The organism is Streptomyces sp. NPDC030995 (assembly GCF_055571215.1).
This window is the reverse complement of sequence record NZ_JBVIFS010000027.1, coordinates 36,675-56,321: the sequence shown is the minus strand read 5'-3', so window position 1 is coordinate 56,321 and position 19,647 is coordinate 36,675. Positions and strand designations below refer to the sequence as shown.

The 19,647-nt window shown below is 70.2% G+C and carries 15 protein-coding genes; 9 read left to right on the top strand and 6 right to left on the bottom strand.

Annotated features, from left to right (window positions below):
* The first annotated feature begins 4 nt into the window (after positions 1-4).
* From ACZ45T_RS30140 to ACZ45T_RS30125, 4 genes are all read left to right on the top strand, one after another.
* Entirely contained in the window at positions 5-1,555 is a 1,551-nt protein-coding gene (locus ACZ45T_RS30140; protein WP_468446801.1) for a S1 RNA-binding domain-containing protein, read from the top strand.
* A 681-nt stretch (positions 1,556-2,236) separates the two neighbouring features.
* On the top strand, positions 2,237-2,872 hold the full coding sequence (locus ACZ45T_RS30135) for a hypothetical protein (protein ID WP_468446799.1): 636 nt from the start codon (positions 2,237-2,239) through the stop codon (positions 2,870-2,872).
* Positions 2,869-7,431: a putative T7SS-secreted protein gene (locus ACZ45T_RS30130; RefSeq protein ID WP_468446797.1), complete on the top strand. Its 4,563-nt coding sequence runs from the start codon at positions 2,869-2,871 to the stop codon at positions 7,429-7,431. The genes ACZ45T_RS30135 and ACZ45T_RS30130 overlap by 4 nt, the downstream gene beginning before the upstream one ends.
* On the top strand, positions 7,425-7,820 hold the full coding sequence (locus ACZ45T_RS30125; RefSeq protein ID WP_468446892.1) for a colicin immunity domain-containing protein: 396 nt from the start codon (positions 7,425-7,427) through the stop codon (positions 7,818-7,820). The genes ACZ45T_RS30130 and ACZ45T_RS30125 overlap by 7 nt, the downstream gene beginning before the upstream one ends.
* Before the next feature lie 239 nt (positions 7,821-8,059).
* Here the strand turns inward: ACZ45T_RS30125 and ACZ45T_RS30120 are convergent, their stop codons facing one another.
* From ACZ45T_RS30120 to ACZ45T_RS30105, 4 genes are all read right to left on the bottom strand, one after another.
* A complete protein-coding gene (locus ACZ45T_RS30120; RefSeq protein ID WP_468446795.1) occupies positions 8,060-8,524 on the bottom strand; it encodes an ATP-binding protein in 465 nt (154 codons plus the stop codon).
* 330 nt (positions 8,525-8,854) lie between these two features.
* Positions 8,855-9,757 (bottom strand): acyl-CoA dehydrogenase family protein, encoded by a 903-nt coding sequence (locus tag ACZ45T_RS30115; RefSeq protein WP_468446793.1) that lies wholly within the window; start codon positions 9,755-9,757, stop codon positions 8,855-8,857.
* A 5-nt stretch (positions 9,758-9,762) separates the two neighbouring features.
* On the bottom strand, positions 9,763-10,917 hold the full coding sequence (locus ACZ45T_RS30110; protein WP_468446791.1) for an acyl-CoA dehydrogenase: 1,155 nt from the start codon (positions 10,915-10,917) through the stop codon (positions 9,763-9,765).
* Positions 10,908-12,149, bottom strand: coding sequence for an amidohydrolase family protein (locus ACZ45T_RS30105; RefSeq protein ID WP_468446789.1), 1,242 nt, complete (start codon positions 12,147-12,149; stop codon positions 10,908-10,910). The genes ACZ45T_RS30110 and ACZ45T_RS30105 overlap by 10 nt, the downstream gene beginning before the upstream one ends.
* Before the next feature lie 158 nt (positions 12,150-12,307).
* On the opposite strand from ACZ45T_RS30105, the gene ACZ45T_RS30100 reads away from it, so the two are divergent.
* On the top strand, positions 12,308-13,864 hold the full coding sequence (locus ACZ45T_RS30100) for a class I adenylate-forming enzyme family protein (protein ID WP_468446890.1): 1,557 nt from the start codon (positions 12,308-12,310) through the stop codon (positions 13,862-13,864).
* Between the two features lie 191 nt (positions 13,865-14,055).
* The gene (locus ACZ45T_RS30095) at positions 14,056-14,589 is read left to right on the top strand and encodes an NUDIX hydrolase (RefSeq protein ID WP_468446787.1); all 534 of its coding nucleotides are present in this window, start codon (positions 14,056-14,058) and stop codon (positions 14,587-14,589) included.
* Here the strand turns inward: ACZ45T_RS30095 and ACZ45T_RS30090 are convergent.
* A complete protein-coding gene (locus ACZ45T_RS30090; RefSeq protein ID WP_468446785.1) occupies positions 14,559-15,917 on the bottom strand; it encodes a hypothetical protein in 1,359 nt (452 codons plus the stop codon). The genes ACZ45T_RS30095 and ACZ45T_RS30090 overlap by 31 nt on opposite strands.
* 623 nt (positions 15,918-16,540) lie before the next feature.
* On the opposite strand from ACZ45T_RS30090, the gene ACZ45T_RS30085 reads away from it, so the two are divergent.
* From ACZ45T_RS30085 to ACZ45T_RS30075, 3 genes are all read left to right on the top strand, one after another.
* On the top strand, positions 16,541-16,696 hold the full coding sequence (locus ACZ45T_RS30085) for a hypothetical protein (RefSeq protein ID WP_389592851.1): 156 nt from the start codon (positions 16,541-16,543) through the stop codon (positions 16,694-16,696).
* A gap of 91 nt (positions 16,697-16,787) precedes the next feature.
* The gene (locus tag ACZ45T_RS30080) at positions 16,788-17,999 is read left to right on the top strand and encodes a JmjC domain-containing protein (RefSeq protein ID WP_468446782.1); all 1,212 of its coding nucleotides are present in this window, start codon (positions 16,788-16,790) and stop codon (positions 17,997-17,999) included.
* Positions 17,933-18,778 (top strand): aldo/keto reductase, encoded by an 846-nt coding sequence (locus ACZ45T_RS30075; protein WP_468446780.1) that lies wholly within the window; start codon positions 17,933-17,935, stop codon positions 18,776-18,778. The genes ACZ45T_RS30080 and ACZ45T_RS30075 overlap by 67 nt, the downstream gene beginning before the upstream one ends.
* Here the strand turns inward: ACZ45T_RS30075 and ACZ45T_RS30070 are convergent.
* Complete coding sequence (locus tag ACZ45T_RS30070; RefSeq protein WP_468446778.1) at positions 18,769-19,626, bottom strand: hypothetical protein; 858 nt, start codon at positions 19,624-19,626, stop codon at positions 18,769-18,771. The genes ACZ45T_RS30075 and ACZ45T_RS30070 overlap by 10 nt on opposite strands.
* Positions 19,627-19,647 lie beyond the last annotated feature (21 nt).

The following is a 19,647-nucleotide window of genomic DNA, read 5'->3' as shown; positions in this document are numbered from 1 at the left end:
CGGCATGACGCCCTCCGTGTATCGGCTCACCCCGCACGCCGACCCCGCCGACCCCGCCGACCCCGCCGACCGTACGTCGGCGGGGCACGGCGGCACGGCCATCCCTCCCGGCTCCCGGGAAGGGGTGGCGGCCGCCTGCGTCGCGGCGGCGGCCGACTTCGCCCTGGAGGCCGGGGCCGACCACCTGGTGATCGACAACCCGATGGTGGCGGGATTCTTCTCCCATTCCGAGCGCGGGAGATGGGGCGGGCACGGGCTCGCCGGGCTCTTCCCACCGGACCTGTCCGGCTACCACGACGGGGCGCGCGTCCCGCTCGCCACCGGACTGGGACTGCTGCGGGCCATGGTGCTGCGTCAGGGCGCCTGGTGCCGGCTGCGTGGCGAGAGCGGGTTCTTCCTCCACATCGGGCAGCGGGACGACATCTACATCGGCACCGACCGCCCGTCCGAGGAGACCGCCGCGCGGGCCCGCCGTCTCGGGCTGACCGTCGTACCGGTCGAGCGGTCCCCGTACGACCCCCTCCTCGACGAGGCCGACCCGCAGCCCCCGGCGGTCGCCACCTTCTGGACCCGCCTCCACACGCTCGTCGCCGAGCGCGGCGGTGTCCTGCTGGAGGAGCGCCATGCGGCCAACGCCCACCGCTGGCACCGCCTGACCGACGCCTCGCAGATCGCCGCGGTGCGTACGGGGCTGACCCCGCGGGCCCGGATGGCGGTCTGGCCGGACCTGACCGAGGACATCGACGCGGTCCGCACCGCCCTGCGGAACACCGAGCGCGCCGAGCGCACCGAGCGCACCCAGCACCTCATGCTGCTCGTCCAGCAGGAGGCCGACGGCCACATCCGCCCGGCCCGTGTCGCCGAGCCCTGGATGGGCCGAACGGACACCACGTACCCGTCCATCGGCGACGGCCCGGGGCGGCGTGCCGCACTGGTCCCCCTGCGCTCGACCGAGCACCGCCCGCTGCTCGCCGGCGTACTGCCGGACACCGACGGCGTCGTACGGGCCCGCTGGCGCACCAACCCGACCCCGGCCGACGAACGGCAGGCCCTGCTGCACTCATTGCGGGTCGGGGACGCGGTCACGGGTGTGGTGTCGAGCGGACTGAACGACGTCGGGGTGTACGTGGACCTCGACCACCCGCAGGGCTGGGCCCTCGGCTTCCTGCGCGTTCCCGAGATGTCCTGGGAGCACTTCGATTCGGTGGACGAAGTCGCCCCGATCGGCCGGAAGATCTGCGCCCAGGTCCTCCACGTCGACTTCGGGGACGAGCAAGTGAGCCTGTCCCTCAAGGCACTCCACCCCGACCCCTGGCGACTGTTCGCGGACACCCACCGCGTGGGCGACACCATCGTGGGCCTGGTCACCAAGTCGGTCCCCTTCGGGCTGTTCATCCGGCTGGCACCGGGTGTCGAGGGCCTGCTCCACCACCCCGACCCGACCGCCGGCGGCAAGGCGGATCCCGTGGCGAAGGTGGGGGACGAAGTCCTCGTCACCCTCCTCGACATCGACCTGGAGCGCCGCCGCATCCGCCTCGCGCTGGCTCAGAACTGAACCATCCGGCCGGCCGCCACCGCGGCCATCCCGATTGCTGCCGCAATGCCACGCCCGACGTGGCGGCGTACGCAGCGCAGCCACTAGCCAAGTTCCCGCCTGGCTTGATGTGTGCACTCCCGAACAATGCAACTCGCCAGTACGCAAAGATCATGCGAAGGTCTGTTCGTATGACGGGGGCGTACCGGGGGGTCTTGGTGGGGTTTGACGAGGAGTGGGCTCAGCTGCGGGCGGGGGCGACCGATCGCGCGGCCGCAGCTCCGGGTGCTGTCGCAACCGGAGCTACGGCTACGGCTACGGCTACGGCTACGGCCGCGGCCGATTCCGTGGCGGCGGCACGGGAGACGGCCGCGGCACGGCTGGCGGACTTCCGCAGTCGGGTGGCGCTCGTACCGATGGACGAGCGGGGCGGGCTCTGGACGGCCCAACTCGGCGGCCTGGACTGGATCTGCGCATTCTCGGACGAGGAGGCGCTGAGCCGCTTCGCCGTGGCGCGGGGCGAGGCCGCGCGGGAGTGGACGTACCGGCGGGTGATCGGTGCGCGGCTGTTGGACGAGGTGATACCGGCGCTGGACTTCCCGTGCGGGGTCGCGCTCGACGCTGCGGCCCCGACGGCATGGCGTTCCCCCCGATGCGCGGAATCGTTCCTGCCGCGGCCGCCCTCGACGGGCAGGTGTCGGCATGAGCGGGGACGGCGCGGACCTCGATGTCTCGAAGCAGGCACTGGGGCAGATCGCGCAGGGCATCACGGACAGCCTGGCCCAGCTGAAGGAGCTCGGGTCGGTGGGCGCGGCGAGCATGGGCGGCGGCTTCTCCGACCTGGCGCTCACCGGGATGCAGACCGGGCACGAGGGTCTGACGTCCACGCTGGGCACCTTCTGTGAGCGCTGGGGCTGGGGCGTCCGCTCGCTGGTGCAGCAGGGCAACGCCTTCGCGTGGAACGTGGGGCTGTCGGCGGGTGTGATGCACGAGCAGGACCAGTACATCCAGGGCAGCTTCAAGGTGGTGACGAACGCGGCGATGGGCAATCCGTACGCCTCCGAGCAGGACGTCATCGACAAGGACTGGGGCGAGGTCCTCTCGGACAATCCCTACACCCAGGTCAGGGACGCGGATTACAGCCGGGAGTCCTTCGACCGGTCCGCGCAGCAGGGCAACGAGGCCTGGAAGACCGCCGTCCGTGACGTGAACAGCTCCGACTTCCTCCTGTCCAACCAGATGCTCGACGCCGCCGGGCTGCGGGACGACATGGACGGCCTGGTGGACGACATGGTCGGCCCGGCACCCGAGGAGCAGCCGGGTGGTGAAGGCCGATGACGGACTGGGGACGCCTGGTCGACAAGGGCCTCGGCAAGATCGAGGAGAAGGTCGATTCGGCCACGAAGGCCGTCGGCCACGGCATCGACAGGGCCACCGACGAGGTCGGCGGCTTGCTCGACCATGCCGGCGCACACGACTGGGCTGACAAGGTCGAGGACTTCGGCGACGGCGTCGCCTCCCGTCTCGGCGCCTCGGTACGGGAGCAGGAGCTCGACGAGAGCGAGCAGGCGAACGAGCTGGTCCACGGCTCGCCTTCCGCGATACGCGAATCGGCCAAGCACTTCACGGACTTCGCAACGGCCTTCGACCGGGTCGGCCAGGGCATGAAGGCCCTCGACTCGGACCAGTGGAAGGGGCAGGCCGCCGACGCCTTCCGCGAGAAGTTCGCGATGCACCCCACCGAGTGGCTGCACGCCTCCGATGCCTGCGAGTCGGCGAGCGGCGCGCTCACCCGGTACGCGGAGACGGTGGAATGGGCGCAGAAGCAGGCCCAGGAGGCCATCGATCTCCACAAGGCGGCGGTGAAGGCGTCGAAGGACGCTCACCAAGCCCACCTCAAGAACGAGGAGGCCTACCGAGCCGCCCACGAGGCCGCGTCGAAGGCCGGCGGCGATCCCGGCCCGAAGCCGGTGGAGGGCGCCGACCCGGGTGAGCCGGCCCGCAAGCGGGCCAGGGAGATCCTGAACGAGGCCCGCAAGCAGCGCGACGACGCCGCGGCGACGGCCGAACGCACCCTCAAGGCCGCCTTGGAGCACGCCCCGGCCGAGCCCCCGCCGTCGCAGCAGCTCATGGCCGGGCTGTCCGACCACCTGGGCGCTCAGGCCGTCGAGCTCAACCACTTCGTGGGCGGGGTGGCCAAGGGCACCGCCGGCGTACTGAACTTCGGGCGCGGCCTGAACCCGCTGGACCCGTACAACCTGACGCACCCGGCCGAGTTCGGGCAGCACCTCAACATGACGCTGGCCGGCCTCGTCTCCACCGCGTCCCACCCCGAGCGCATCCCCGGCCCGGTGATCGACTCCTTCCTGAAGGACCCCAGCGAATTCTGGGGCCGCCTCCTCCCCGACATGGTCGGCACCAAGGGCTTCGGCGCTGCCCGGACCGGGGTGCGGCTCGCCGGGAACGCGGCGGAGAGCGCAGCGAGCAAGGAAGCCGCGCGGGCGGCCGCGAAGGCCGAGGCCGAGGCGGCGGCCCGCCGCAAGGCCGACCTGAAGTGCGAGGGCGACCCCGTCGACGTGGCGACGGGCCGGATGGTGCTGCCGCAGACCGACCTGGTCCTCCCGGGCTCGCTGCCGCTCGTGTTCACCCGGACGTTCGAGTCCTCGTACCGCGCGGGCCGCTGGTTCGGCCCGACCTGGGCGTCCACGGTCGACCAGCGCCTGGAGATCGACGAGGAAGGCGTGATCCTCGTACGCGAGGACGGCAGCCTGCTCGTCTACCCGCATCCCGAGCCCGGGACCCCCGTACTTCCGGGCCACGGCCAGCGCTGGCCGCTCACCCTCGACGCGGACGGCGGATACACGGTCACCGACCCGGAATCCGGCCACGTCCGCCACTTCACGGACGAGGGCCTCCTCACCCAGCTCGACGACCGGGGCGGCGCCTGGATCACCTTCACCTACGACGAGTCCGGTACCCCGACGGCCCTGTCCCACAGCGGCGGCTACGAGCTGCGCCTCGCATCGTCCGAGGGCCGCATCACCGGCCTGTCCCTCGCCGACGGCACCGACATCCTCCGCTACGCCTACACGGACGGCCACCTCACCCACGTCACCAACTCCTCCGGCCGTCCCCTGCGCTTCGGCTACGACGCACTCGGCCGCATCACCTCCTGGACCGACACCAACGACCGTCACTTCGACTACGTCTACGACGACCAGCACCGCTGCATCGCCCAGTCCGGCACCAACGGCCACCTGAACGTCCGCTTCGCCTACGGGGACGGCTTCACCACCTACACCGACTCCCTCGGCAACGAGACCCGCTTCCTGGTCAACGACCGCGCCCAGATCACGGCCGAGACCGACGCCACGGGCGCCACCACCCACCTCGCGCACGACGCGTACAACCGCCTGCTGACCCGTACGGACCCGCTGGGCCACACGACCCGCTACGTCTACGACGAGCAGGGGCGGCTCACCACGGTGCTCCGCCCGGACGGCCGCGAAGTGCGCGCCGAGTACGACGCGCTGGGCCTGCCGGTCAAGGTGGTCCGCCCGGACGGCCGGGTCACGCACTCGACGTACGACGCCCTCGGCAACCTCACCTCCGCGACCGATCCGTCCGGCGCCACGACCCGCTTCACCTACGACACCCGCGGCCACCTGGCCTCGGCGACGGACGCCCTGGGCGCGGTCACCACGGTCCGCTGCGACCCGGCGGGCCTCCTCGTCGAGGTCACCGACCCCCTCGGCGCGACGACCCGCTACACCCGCGACGCCTTCGGCCGCCCGACCGCCGTCACCGACCCCCTCGGCCACACCACGCGCCTCACCTGGAGCGTGGAGGGCCGCCTGCTCCGGCGGGACACCCCCGACGGCGGCACGGAGTCCTGGACGTACGACGGCGAGGGCAACTGCACCAGCCACACCGACCCGGTGGGCGGGGTGACGCTCTCGGAGTACGGCGACTTCGACCTCCTCACGGCCCGCACCGGCCCGGACGGCGTGCGCCACTCCTTCACCCACGACACCGAGCTGCGCCTCACCAAGGTCACCAATCCCCAGGGCCTGACCTGGACCTACGCCTACGACCCGGCGGGCCGCCTCGTCTCCGAGACCGACTTCGACGACCGCACCCTGACCTACGGGTACGACGCGGCCGGCCGCCTGGCATCCCGTACGAACGCACTCGGCGCGACGACCACGTACGAGCACAACGCCCTCGCCCAGATCCTCCGCAAGCACACGGCGGACGGCGTCACGTCGTACGCGTACGACGCCTTCGACGAGCTTGCCCGGGCGGTCTCGCCGGACGGCACGGCCCTGACCCGTCAGCGCGACACGTACGGGCGCCTGATCTCGGAGACGGTGGACGGCCGCACGCTCTCCTACACCTACGACACGCTGGGCCGCCGCACCGGCCGCACCACGCCCACGGGCGCCCGGTCCCACTGGACGCACGACCCGGTCGGCCGCCGCACCCAGCTGACGACCTCGGGCCGCACGATCACCTTCGAGCGCGACGCGGCGGGCCGGGAGCTCACCCGCACCATCGGCTCGGACCTCGACCTGGTGCAGGCGTACGACCCGCTGGGGCGCCTCACCGACCAGCACCTCGTCGGCCAGGACGGCCGCACCCTCCAGCGCCGCGGCTACAGCTACCGCGCCGACGGCGCCCTCACCGCGATCGACGACGCGCTCGCCGGTCCCCGCACCTTCACCCTGGACGCGGCGACCCGGGTCTCGGCGGTGGACGCCGCCAACTGGTCGGAGCGCTACGCCTACGACGACGCCGGCAACCAGACGTCAGCCTCGTGGCCCACCCGCCACCCGGGCGCCGAGTCCCAAGGCGCCCGGACCTACTCCGGCACCCGCATCACCCGCGCCGGCGCGATCCGCTACGAACACGACGCGCTCGGCCGGGTCGTCCTGCGCCGGCTGACCCGCCTCTCCCGCAAGCCGGACACCTGGCGCTACGAGTGGGACGCGGAAGACCGCATGACCGGGGTCACCACCCCCGACGGCACGCGCTGGCGCTACCGCTACGACGCCCTCTCCCGCCGCACGGCCAAACAACGCCTCGCCCCCACGGGCGAGGTGGCGGAGGAAACCCTCTTCACGTGGGACGGCACCACCCTGTGCGAGGAGACCACCGGCCCGGTCACCCTCACCTGGACCCACCACGGCCTCCACCCCCTCACCCAGGCGGAACGCGTCCTCGGCACCACCGACGACCGCTTCTTCGCCATCGTCACGGACCTCATCGGCACCCCGAGGGAACTGGTCGACGAGTCCGGCACCATCGCCTGGCGCGCCCGCTCCACCCTCTGGGGCTCCACGACGTGGACCCGCAACGCCACCGCCTACACCCCCCTCCGCTTCCCGGGCCAGTACTTTGACCCCGAGTCCGGCCTCCACCACAACTACTTCCGCACGTACGACCCCGAAACGGCCCGCTACCTCTCCCCGGACCCCCTGGGCCTCACCCCGGCCCCGAACCCGGCCACGTACGTCCACAACCCGCACACGTGGTCGGATTCCTTGGGGCTCAGCCCGTGCCCGAAGGAAAAATGGGAAGAAAAGGCCGACTTCTCAAGCCAGAAGACAATGAGCAAGAAATATCACGCCCATGCGGGCGACTTCCTCGACAACCCTGGAAACCTGAACGGCAAGAACCTCAAGCTCTTCGAGGAAGCGCTACGAAAGCACATACTGGAACCCGATACCAAGATATACAGGTTTCACTACCGGAAGGCCGGAGACGCAGCCATTGGATTCATCGACCCAAACTCTCTGAAGATGGTAATGCTGCGTCCGGACGGAAAATTCTGGAGCGCATACCGCCTAAGCGACGGGCAGTTCTCCGACATTGTTGAAAAAGGGTGGCTATGGTGACGGCGAGGGACGGCGATCCAAGGGATTCCGATGGTTCGAGGGCTCAGCCTTACGACAGGACTGCAGCTCGCCAGAGGCAGTGGAAGAGTGCTGCAGAGGTTCCTGCGGATTCGGCAACCGGACAGCAATTGCACCTCATGAGGGAATTGTCTCGCGATGAGATCCAGCCGGAGAAGTTCGCCAAACTATGGCTGGACTCGCGAAGGAAAGCCCTGAAAGAGGAGGAGCGCACCGGCGAGCATCTTTCTCGATGCCTCAACCAAGTCTTCTACGCGCTGGACGAATATCCGATCGATCCAAGCCTTCGAGAGGTCGGCGACGTCACGGATGCAGAGCTCCTCGAAATCGTAATTCAGATGCTCGACCGAATCGATCAAGCCGAAAAATAGAGAGACCCCGCCGTCGCTCAGATCGCCGCAGCGAGTGGGCCGGGACAACCCCTCGCATCCACAGGCCGCACCCCGGCCAGAAGAACTGCGGGTGGCGGCGGCGCGCGTGCACGCCCCGAGCGCGGCACCGCGGCCGCCACCCCGCGACCCGCACTCGTCAAGGTGGGTCCTTGGCGTCCCCTCGCGTCGAATCGCTCCACACCAGGGTGATCAAGATGTGACGGAACGTCAACACCTCGTTAGAGGTACACGTGTGGTTCCCGTGCGGAGGGGTGAATTTTCGACGGGCCGTCCGTGGCGCAGTCCGACGTCGATTTCGCCGCGCGGTCGATCTCGCACCAGATCCGCTTGCCCGCGCCCTCGCGCTGCCAGCCCCAGCGGTCCGCCAGGCCGTCCACCAGTTCCAGGCCGCGCCCGCCCGTGTCGTCGCCGGCCGCCCGTCGGCGGGCCGGGGCTCGGTCGCTCGCGTCGGCCACCTCGACCCGGACCCCCGGGCCGCCGAACAGCATCCGCAGGACGGCCGGACAGCCCGTGTGCACGACCGCGTTCGTGACCAGCTCGGAGATCAGCAGGATCAGCGTCTCGGCGAGCGGCTCGTCGTCCCCTATGCCCGACCCGGCCAACCGGGACCGGGCCCACCGGCGGGCCCGGCCGACCTCGGCGGGGTCCGCTCCCACTTCCAGCTGAACCTGAAGCACCTGCACCGCTCACACCATCCGAACCGGCGGACACTTCGCCTCGCGACAGGACGGGATCACCCAGTGTGATCCCCTTGCCGAGCAGCATGGTTGACGTACAGTCACCACAACAACCGCTTCGGGCATATTCCCGCGCGAAGGAGTAGGCGTGGTGCATACTGTGCGACGCCCGCGCCGCTCAACCGCTCGCATCGTGGGAGCGTACCGGAGCAGGCCCCCGCGTCCGGGCCGCACGGGGGCGAGCGAAGGACACAAACCGATATCAACTCTCTGTAATCGGACATGCGTCCTCCGCCGTCCTACCCGTAGCCTCCCTTGCCCCCTTGTGACAGTCGGCTACCGGGCGGAAGAGAGCAGTTCCGCCGCCAGCACCTCCTCCGCCTCCCCCGCCGTCCGCCACTGCTCGGCCCGCACCCACGCCCGCTTCAGGTGCAGGTGCACGTCCGCCTCCCACGTGAAGCCCATCCCGCCGTGGACCTGCAGGCAGTCCCTGGCGCCCCGTACCGCGGCCTCGTCCGCCAGGAGCTTCGCCGCCGCCACCTCTCCCGGATCCCCCGTCACGGCCGCCGCGTACACCGCCGTACGGGCCACCTCCGCCCGTACCAGCATCCGCGCGCACAGGTGCTTCACCGCCTGGAACGCCCCGATCGGCTGCCCGAACTGCTCGCGCTCCCCCGCGTACCGCACCGCCAGCTCCACCGTCCGCAGCGCGCTGCCGACCTGGAGCGCCGCCGTGAGGAGCGCCCCCTCCGAGCGGTACGAGGACACGTCCTGGTACGAAGACACCCGGTGCAGCGGCGTCAGCGGGTCCGCCGAGCGGACCGGTACGCCGGCGGGCAGCGCCGACGCGCCCAGGAGCGCGTCCGCCTCCCCCAGGTACGTCACCAGGTCCCCGCCCAGGTCGCAGGCCGTCACCACCGCCGTGCCCTGCGCCGCCCCCGGGACCACCCCGGCGGCCAGGTGCGTGGCCACCAGCGGCCCCGGCAGCAGCACCCGCCCGGCCTCTTCGAAGACGAGCACCGCCTCCGGCAGCCCCAGCCCCACACCCCCGTCGGACTCGGGCAGGCGCAGCGCGAAGAAGCCCGCCGCCCCCAGTTCCCGCCACAGGGCACGGTCCACGGAAGAACCTGGCCCCGCGTCCACCGACTTCCGCAGCGCCTCGCGCCCGTACCGGCCCGCCAGCAGGTCCCGTACGCCCGCCCGCAGGTCCCGCTGCTCCTCCGTCGGCTGGAAGTCCACGCCCCTCACCGGCCCTTCGGGAGGCCGAGGATCCGCTCGGCGACGATGTTCCGCTGGATCTGCGAGGTGCCCGCCGCGATCGTGTAGGAGAGGGACGAGAGCCGGTCCAGGGTCCACTCCTCCTCCAGCGACAGGGACGCGGCGCCCAGCACCTCCGCCGCCGCGTCGTACAGCTCCTGGCGCGCGTGCGAGTAGGCGAGCTTGAAGACGGAGCCGCCGATGCCGGGCACCCCGCCGGCGCGCTGCGCCTCGCTGACGTTCCACTGCGTGAGCCGCCACAGCGCGCCGAACTCCCCGTACAGCCGCCCCAGCCTGCGCCGCAGCACCGGGTCGTCCCAGCGCCCGTTCGCCTTGGCGGTACGGGCCAGCTCGCCCAGGGTGCGGCGGCAGGCGACGACCTCGCCGACGAAGGCGGTGCCCCGCTCGAAGGACAGCGTGACCATGGTGACCCGCCAGCCGTCGTTCTCCGCCCCGACCCGGTTGGCGACCGGGACCCGTACCTCGTCGAGGAACATCTCCGCGAACTCCGTCGACCCGGCGAGCGTGCGCAGCGGCCGTACGGTGACCCCGGGCGCATCCATCGGCATCGCCAGCCAGGAGATCCCCCGGTGTTTCGCCGCCCCCGGATCGGTCCGCACCAGCAGCTCGCACCAGTCGGCGACCTCCGCGTGCGAGGTCCAGATCTTCGACCCGGTGACCACGTACTCGTCGCCGTCGCGGACCGCCCGCGTACGCAGGGAGGCCAGGTCGGAGCCCGCGTCCGGCTCGCTGAACCCCTGGCACCACACCTCTTCGCCGCGCAGCACCGGCGGCAGCCAGCGCGCCCGCTGCTCCGCGGTGCCCTCGGCGGCGATGGTCGGGCCGGCGTGCAGCAGCCCGACGAAGTTCGCGCCGACGTACGGGGCCCCCGCACGCTCCGTCTCCTCCAGGAAGATCAGGTGCTGCGTCGGGGTGGCCCCGCGCCCGCCCGCGTCCACCGGCCAGTGCAGGCCCGCGTACCCGGCCTCGTACAGCCTGCGCTGCCAGCCGAGGTCGTACGCGCGCCGGCCCGGCCAGTCGTCCGGGGACGGCTTGGCGGGCAGCTCGGGGAGCACCTTGCCGAGCCATTCGCGCAGCCGCGCCCGGAACTCCTGCTCCTCCTCGGTGTAGGTCAGGTCCACTGCTTGCCCCGGTCCTTGGCCCGGTCCATGCCCCGGTCCTTGTCCAGGTCGAGGCCGAGCATGCGGATGGCGTTGCCGCGCATCAGCTTGTAGATCGTCTCGTCGTCCAGGCCCTTCACGTGGTCGAGGGCGACCTCCTTGGTGTGCGGGAAGGTCGAGTCGACGTGCGGGTAGTCGGTCTCGAAGGTCGCGTTGTCGCGCCCGACGACGTCCAGCGAGGCGATCCCGTGCTTGTCGCGGAAGAAGCAACAGAACATCTGCCGGTAGTAGTACGTGGACGGCGGCTCGGGGATCAGGTCGCGCACCCCGCCCCAGGCGCGGTGCTCCTCCCAGACGTCGTCGGCGCGCTCCAGGGCGTAGGGGATCCAGCCCATCTGCCCTTCGCTGTACGCCAGTTTGAGCGTCGGGAACTTGACCAGCACCCCGCTGAAGAGGAAGTCCATCATCGAGGCCATCGCATTGTTGAAGCTGAGCGAGGCCTGCACGGCGGGCGGCGCGTCGGGGGAGGCGGCGGGCATCTGGGAGCTGGACCCGATGTGCATGTTGATCACGGTGCCGGTTTCCTGGCAGACGGCGAAGAAGGGGTCCCAGTAGCCGGAGTGGATCGACGGCAGTCCCAGGTAGGTCGGGATCTCGGAGAAGGTCACCGCCCGGACGCCCCGGGCGGCGTTGCGCCGGATCTCCGCGACCGCCAGGTCGATGTCCCACAGGGGGATGATGCAGAGCGGGATCAGCCGGCCGCCGCTGTCGCCGCACCACTCCTCGACCATCCAGTCGTTGTACGCGCGCACGCAGGCCAGGGCCACCTCCTTGTCGTGCGCCTCGGCGAAGGTCTGCCCGCAGAAGCGCGGGAAGGTCGGGAAGCACAGCGAGGCCTCGACGTGGTTGAGGTCCATGTCGGCGAGGCGGGCCTTGGGGTCCCAGCAGCCGCGCCGCATCTCCCGCCGCGTGATCCCCTCCAGCGTCATGTCGTCGCGGTCGAAGCCGACGGCGGCGATGTTGCGCTTGTACGGGAACTTCAGGTCCTCGTAGATCCACCAGTCGGTGGGCGGGCCGTCGGGGTCCATGGTGATCACGTACTTGCCGCCCGTGTACGCGAGCTCGCCGATGCCGGCGGTGAGCGCCTTGGGCCCGCGGTCGCGGTACTTGGCCGGCAGCCAGACGTCGAAGAGGTGGGCGGGCTCGATCACGTGGTCGTCGACGCTGATGATCCGAGGCAGTTCCAGTTCCATGGCCGTCTCCCCAATTCCATGCCGATCTGATGGATCGTCAGAAACAAGCTAGCCCCGCCACCCCTGGACCGACAAGCGTCAGCGCTCTACGCTCTCGCTGGATCTGACTAACCGTCAGGTAAGGGTCAGCTATGGGGAGGTCTGGCATGACGTCTGGGATGACGGACACCGCGACACAGGCGGCAGAACTGAGCCGGTCCGCGACCCTGTGGGAGCTGATCGCCCGCCGAGCCGCACTGACCCCGGACGCCACCGTCCTCATCGAGGCGGCGGAAGACCCCACCACAGACCGCCGGCTCACCTTCCTGGAGCTCCGCGACCGCTCCGAACGCGTCGCCGCGGGCCTCCACGGCATGGGCGTCCGCCCCGGCACGGTCGTCGCCTGGCAACTCCCCACCCGCATCGAGACCGTGCTGCTCTCGGTCGCCCTCGCCCGCATCGGCGCCGTCCAGACCCCCGTCATCCCCTTCTACCGGGACCGGGAGGTCGGCTTCGCGCTCCGCGAGTCCAAGGCCGAGTTCTTCGCCGTCCCCGGGGTCTGGCGTGGGTACGACTACCCGGCGATGGCCGGACGCCTCGGCGCACGCGGCGTCTTCGAGGCCTACTCCGACCTCCCCGACGGCGACCCGTCCGTACTCCCCCCACCGCCCGCCTCCGGCACCGACGTCCGGTGGATCTACTGGACCTCCGGCACCACGTCCGACCCCAAGGGCGTCCTGCACACCGACCGCTCCCTGATCGCGGGCGGCTCCTGCCTCGCACACGCCCTGCACCTGACCCCGTCCGACGTCGGCTCGATGGCCTTCCCCTTCGCGCACATAGCCGGGCCCGACTACACCGTGATGCTCCTGCTCTACGGCTTCCCGGCCGTCCTCTTCGAGAAGTTCGCGATGCCCGACGCACTGGACGGCTACCGCCGCCACGGCGTCACGGTGGCCGGCGGCTCCACGGCCTTCTACTCCATGTTCCTGGCGGAACAACGCAAGAACCCGGCCGTCCCCCTCATCCCCACCCTCCGCCTCCTGGCGGGCGGCGGCGCCCCCAAGCCGCCGGAGATCTACCACGCCGTCGTACGCGAGATGGGCTGCCAGCTGACCCACGGCTACGGCATGACCGAGGTCCCGATGATCACCATGGGCGCCCCGGACGACACGGCGGAACACCTCGCCACCACCGAAGGCCGCCCCCCGGCGGGCATGTCCATCCGCATCACCACCCCGGACGGCACCCCGCTCCCCCCGAACACGGACGGGGAGGTCCGGCTCCGCGGCGAAGCGGTCTGCCGGGGCTACCTGAACCGGGACCCATCGACAGAGGTCTTCGACCAAGACGGCTACCTGATCACGGGCGACCTCGGCCACCTGACGGAAGACGGCTACCTGGTCCTCACCGGACGCAGCAAGGACGTCATCATCCGCAAGGGCGAGAACATCTCCGCGAAGGAGATCGAGGACCTGCTCCACCAACTCCCGGGCGTCGCCGACGTAGCGGTGATCGGCCTCCCCGACCCGGCCCGCGGCGAACGCGTCTGCGCGGTCGTGGAACAACCCCCGGGCGCCGCCCCCTTGACCCTCCCCCAGCTGACGGCGTACCTCCGCGCGGAGGGCCTGGCGACGCACAAACTCCCGGAACAGCTGGAACTCGTGGAGTCCCTCCCCCGCAACGAAGCCTTGCGCAAGGTCCTGAAGTACAAACTCCGCGAGCACTACGCCTGAGCCCGGCGGCCGCGCGCCGGCTCACCAGAGGCGGCACGGCGTCCCTTCATGGTGGGGCGGCCACAGCGCGGTGCCTTGGCGCGTATCCGGGAGCGGGTTCTTCTGCTGGGCACGCCTCGCATTGTGAACCATCAGCTCCACGCTCAACCGGGCTCTGCGATGCTGGAGGCCGATCGAGAGGGGCCGCAGCGATGCAGTGGAAGATCCACGGGGAACGTCCGATCTACGAAAACAAGTGGGTGAACCTGTGGCTCACCGACATCGAGACGCCGGACGGGCACCGCTGGGAACACCACGTCGTCAAGCTCCGCCACCTGGCCGTGGCCGCTGTCGTCAACGACCGCCAAGAGGTCCTGATGATGTGGCGCCACCGCTTCATCACGGACGCGTGGGCCTGGGAACTGCCCATGGGCCTGGTGGAGGCGGACGAGACCCCCGGCGAAGCTGCCGCCCGTGAAGTCCTCGAAGAGACCGGCTGGCGTCCGGGCCCGATGAAGCCGCTGATCTACGCCGAACCGGCGAACGGCATCACGGACTCCCAGCACCACCTCTTCCGCGCCGGCGGCGCCACGTACGACGGTCCGCCGACCGAGAAGAACGAGTCGGACCGGATCGAGTGGATCCCCCTGGCGAACATCCGGGGCATGATCGACCGCCGCGAGATCGTCAGCAGCGGCTCCCTGGTCGGCCTCCTCTACGTCCTGATGGACGAAGGGGTTCGCTGACCCTGCGGGGGAAGCATCGCTCGTAGACGTGCCTCGAAGGCCACCGCGGCCGGCACCTCGCGATAGGGCGCAAGCTGCTCGTAGAACTCGCGAAGGTGTCCGGCCACCCGCTCGGACGACACCGCTGCGGCGGGCACCAGCGCCTCTATCGCTGTGTGGCACGCCTGGTCGAGCTTCCCCCGCTGGAGCCGCGTACGGGCCAGCCAGAAGGCATGGAACGCCCGGCCGCGCTGGTTCGCAGGATCCTCCCGCGCCAGCGCATCCGCGATCAGCGGTTCGGCAATCGCCGCCTCGCCGAGACGGCCGTGCGCAATGCCGGTGTCCACGATGAGCTTCGGCTCATCGAAGTACGTCACCCATGCCGGGTCCGGGTCGCCCTCGTGGATGCGCTCGAACTGACTGTGAGCCTCGGAGATCGCGTGATGCGTCGCCTTCCGGTCCCCCAAGGTCGCGTGGGCGAAGGCTTCGCGCATGGCCAGCATCGCCCGTACTCTCGGCGTCGCCCCGCTGGCGGCACGGGCTTGGTCCTGGGCAGCAGACACCAGTGCAAGCGCGTCCGCCGGCTTGTCCTGGTAGGTCGCTTGCAGGCTCATGCAGGCCAGCACGTTGGCCATGAACGGATGGTCGTCAATCTCTCTGGCCAGTTGCAGAGCCTCCGAGAAGTACGCGCGGGCCTGCTGGTACTGCCGGGCGTCGAAGTACGTCCAACCCGTCAGCCGCGCCAGCTCCGCCGCGATGCCGTAGAGGCCGTTCTGTATCGGCGTCGGCCGCTGGCCCTTCAGCAGCCCTACGACGTATCGCAGCTGGCCGACGACGGCCGGTCGAAGGGTCTCCCCTCCGTGCTCGTCGTCGCGTCGCCAGTAGTCCTCGATCGAGGACCGGAGCGCCTGGAGGGTGGCAGGGCTCGGCTTGGTTCCGGCAGCCAAGGCAAGGATGCTGTCCACATCCACCCCGGGTAAGGCGGCAAGCGGCCTGAGCCCGGCAGGAGGGTTCACCGACTCCGGTGGCTCTCGCTCCTCTACGGCAAGCGCGACCGGTGTTTCCCACGCCCGTCGGGCAAGCCCGAGCATGTGCCCCGGGATGCGCAACCCGTCGGCAATCCGCTCGATCACGTCCATGTGGAGGAGCTGCCGCTGGCCCGCGATTACCTCCCCCACCCGGCTCGGCGTCAGCTCACACTGGCGCGCGATCATCGACGGATAGATGCCTGCGCGTGCCTTGACCAGGCGAAAGACCCTCGCGAAGTCACGCACACGGCACGCGTCGATCATCTCGGGATCGGTGAGCACACTTGCCGGCAGTTCCTTCGTGCGACGTGACTCGGGCATCGGGCACGCTCCGGAGGAAGACTACGGATCGCTTCAAGGTCTCAACCGACCGTGATGTTACCCAAGTTGGGTAATCCGCTGGGCCTTTCTGGTCCGTCGCCCTGATCGCGATGCTTCTGGACATGGCGAAGCGACCGAGGACGACCGCCTTGAACGATTCGGCGGGCACTCCTGACACAGAGCGAACGGCCCTCGGGAGATCCCCTGACCTGGGCATAGAACCCCGCGTCCTGATGAGCATCCGGGTATCGCGGGACTCGGGCCGGACGTGGTCGCCGAGCACGCGGGTTCTGGAAGGCGACCCATTCGACATCCTCTCCAACCCCGGCCGCTACCCCCCGTGCGAGTGCCCCCGCTGTGGCGGTACGTCGTCGTCGGCCGGTGCCCTTCGGCCGGCAACCATCACGCCGGGGGCGGCGTAGTGGTCGCCCTGGCCATCGCCGGTGATCCCAGCGCCGCTGACCGGCAACCGGCTTCCGGAACGAAAGCCCCGTTCGCTCGATCCATGGCCCAGCGCCCCCCTGTCTCCTCACAGGCCCGGAAACAGCAGGGCTGGTGAGGCACGCCCCATCGGGCTGGGCCGGCACCCGTCGGCCCTGGACTTCCAGGAAAAGGAGACACACATGGCAGCGCAGACGGAAAACCTCCTCATCGGCGTCGAGAGCCTGATCAAGGTCCAGGACCGCTTCACCGCTGCGGCGGCCGAGTCCGACTCCACCGGCACCTCCGCGGGCGACGACGGTGAGAACCGCGACGGCCTGAACCTTCCGCAGGAGTAGCCCCACCAGCACGCCACAGCACGAACCGGGGGCCCGTCATCCACGGCAGGGCCCCCGGCTCTCACTCCCATGACGCAGACCGGAGGAACACGTGGACCACCACTTCGTCACCGCGATGGAGAAAGCCCTCGACTGGGACGGCCCCGGTGAACTCGGAGCCGCTTTCGCCCGGGGAACGATCGAGAACCTTGATCTGCTCGATCGCCTGCTCAACCCCGGGAAGCTGCTGGACCTGGTGATGCGCCGCAGCGTCACCACGCCCCAGTTCCGCATCTTCCAGGGCGGCGCCGAGCTGCACCCCGGTCGCTACATCCACCCCTCTGTCACCCGGCGGGGACAGGCCATCCCCATGGCCGACATGCACCGTGTCGGCGCGCTGATGCGCGAGGGCTGCACCATGGTTCTGGACGAGGTCGACTTCTTCGACCCGGCCATGGAAGCCACCTGCCGTGCGCTCCAGTGGTGGGCCCGTGAGCTGGTGCAGGTGAACGCCTACCTGACCACCCAGGACGCCAGCGGCTTCAAGCTCCACTGGGACGACCACGACGTCGTGATCGTCCAGCTCGCCGGCCGCAAGAGCTGGGAAGTCCGCGATACCTCGCGCAAGGCGCCGATGTACCGCGACTCCGCCCCCAACTCCGAGCCCAGCGACGAGATCGTGTGGCAGGGCGTCATGGAGCCCGGCGACGTGATGCACATCCCGCGCGGCTTCTGGCACCAGGCCACCCGGGACGACCAGGGCGACGGCTACAGCCTGCACGCCACCTTCGGCATCGTGAAGCGCGTCGGCGTGAACTGGCTGGCCTGGCTCGCCGACCAGGCCCGCACGCAGGAGCTGTTCCGGTATGACCTGGACCGCTGGAACTCCCCCTGCCAGTGGGAGGGGCAGCAGCGGCTCCTGGCCGACGCCGTCGCCGAGATGGCTACGAAGCTGACCCCGCAGGACTTCTTCGATGCCCGCGAGCGGGAACGCCTGGCCGCCCGGCACGTCCCGGCCACCGGCCTGTTCGGCAAACCCGTCGGCGTCGTGTGCGTCACCGACTTCGAGCCCGTGATCGAGCAGCAGACCGACACCGTGGACGTCCTCGCGGCAGGCAAGAGGCTCTCCTTCTCCGGCAAGGCATACCCCGCCCTCGCGCTGCTGCTGAGCGGCCACCCTGTCAACATCGCCGACGCTGCCGAGAAGACCGGCGTGGACGTGGAACAGCTCGCCGAGATCCTGCTGAAGGAGGAACTGTGCACGGAGGTGACCCCCGCCTTGTCCTCGGCCTACACCGGTCTCGTCACCACCGGGACATCCTGACGGCCGCACTCGACCTCGGCGTCACCGCCCTGGACACCGCGGCTCCCTACTTCAGCTTCCGCTCACACACGGCGCTGGCCGAGACTGCGGCCGATCTCCTGCCGAAATTCACGCTCTCCACAAAGGTGGGCATCTTCCCGAGCGCGCAAGGCACTGAGCACTCCCTCGACCCGGGCCGGCTGCGCCTGGCCGTCGAGAAGGCGGCCCGGGAGCTCGGCAGGGAACCTGACACCGTGCTCCTCCACAACCCCGAACGAAGCATCACGGATCTTTCCCCTGCCGATGGCCACGCCCTCCTCGGCAGCGCCTGCACCACCCTGGCCGATGCTGCCCGCGATGGTCTGTGCCGGGCCTGGGGTGTGGCCTCCTGGGACCCCAGACCGCTCGGCATGGTCCGGGTGGACGACCTACCGTCTCCGGACGTCCTCATGGTCCGGGCCGGGTTCCTCGTGGGCATCGACCTCCTTGACGCCACCACCGTCCTGCGCGCCGTCTGGCAGGCGGGCGAAACCTGGGGCATGAGCCCCTTCGGTGGCGGCCACGGAAAGGTGTGGGAGGAGTTCGATCCTCGGCCGTTCCTGCGACCGCATCACAGGGATCTGTCCCGCATACAGGCAGCGTTCCGGACCGCGTTCCACCTGCCCAGCGCTACCGCGGTGGCGGTCGGTACCGACGACCCTGGCCACTTGGCTGAGCTGGTCCAAGCCCTGGGCGCCGAGGTGGATACCGCCGCTGTCGGTCAGTACCTGCGGGCCCTCCACGGGCACCGTCAGAGCTGAAGCTCGGCCACCAGGCGCTCGGCCTCCTTCTGGGCCGGTGCCAGCAGAGGGTCCTCCTCGTACGCGTGGGGTCCGACGATCTTCGACAGGAAGAACAGCGACATCAGCTTGCCGTCCCGGCTCTCCAAGTCCGCACGCCGTTCCTGGCAGACGCGGTCCGCGAGCGTCGGGACGGCCAGCGCGTTACCCCACAGCGTTGCAGCGTCCAAGCCCCGGGGCGCCATGCCCCAGTCCTCCCAATCGATGATGGAGAACTCCGGTCCCATCACGTTGGCCCAGGTCAGATCGGCATGAGCCGGCGCCCACCGCCCGATCCGCGTATCGGCCACGTTGGGAAAGACCTCTCCGAGCGTGTGCGTCACCAGCTCCTGGGTGATCGTCACCGTGTCCGGCGTCGCGGCCCTCGGCGTCTCCTGTGCGGCAAGCGCGTCCAGCGAAGCGTTCAGCGCCTCCCACCACGCGTCCGGCAGGCCCGGGTCTTCGAGCGCCAAGGCGCCCTTGCCGACAGGCGGCGACGCAATCAGCTCCAGCTCGTCCGCGCGCCACATCACCGGCTCGCCCGGCTCGCGCCACGCCACGCCCCGGTACCACTCGGGCATCGCGACCCCTTGCAGCACAGCCGCAGCCTCGGTCCCGTTCCAGCCCTGCGGGCCGATCCGCTCGAATCCCCGCCGCTCGATACGTACCCACGTACCCCGCTCCGTACGGCCGCCCAAGGAACGGCGCTTGCGTACCAGCGCCTGCCGATCCAACCGCACATGCAGGGCCTCTTCCACGCGCTCCAGCACGTCTTCCACCGGCTGACGGCGCAGATCCACCTGGGCAGCAACGGGCAGGGATCCAGTCATCACGACCTCCTCGGCGAACGG

Bases quoted from the DNA above. Each gene is read 5' to 3' on its own strand.
- ACZ45T_RS30140 (WP_468446801.1), top strand. From the start codon at position 5: ATGACGCCCTCCGTGTATCGGCTCACCCCGCACGCCGACCCCGCCGAC.
- ACZ45T_RS30135 (WP_468446799.1), top strand. From the start codon at position 2,237: ATGAGCGGGGACGGCGCGGACCTCGATGTCTCGAAGCAGGCACTGGGG.
- ACZ45T_RS30130 (WP_468446797.1), top strand. From the start codon at position 2,869: ATGACGGACTGGGGACGCCTGGTCGACAAGGGCCTCGGCAAGATCGAG.
- ACZ45T_RS30125 (WP_468446892.1), top strand. From the start codon at position 7,425: ATGGTGACGGCGAGGGACGGCGATCCAAGGGATTCCGATGGTTCGAGG.
- ACZ45T_RS30105 (WP_468446789.1), bottom strand. From the start codon at position 12,149: ATGGAACTGGAACTGCCTCGGATCATCAGCGTCGACGACCACGTGATC.
- ACZ45T_RS30100 (WP_468446890.1), top strand. From the start codon at position 12,308: ATGACGGACACCGCGACACAGGCGGCAGAACTGAGCCGGTCCGCGACC.
- ACZ45T_RS30095 (WP_468446787.1), top strand. From the start codon at position 14,056: ATGCAGTGGAAGATCCACGGGGAACGTCCGATCTACGAAAACAAGTGG.
- ACZ45T_RS30090 (WP_468446785.1), bottom strand. From the start codon at position 15,917: ATGCCCGAGTCACGTCGCACGAAGGAACTGCCGGCAAGTGTGCTCACC.
- ACZ45T_RS30085 (WP_389592851.1), top strand. From the start codon at position 16,541: ATGGCAGCGCAGACGGAAAACCTCCTCATCGGCGTCGAGAGCCTGATC.
- ACZ45T_RS30070 (WP_468446778.1), bottom strand. From the start codon at position 19,626: ATGACTGGATCCCTGCCCGTTGCTGCCCAGGTGGATCTGCGCCGTCAG.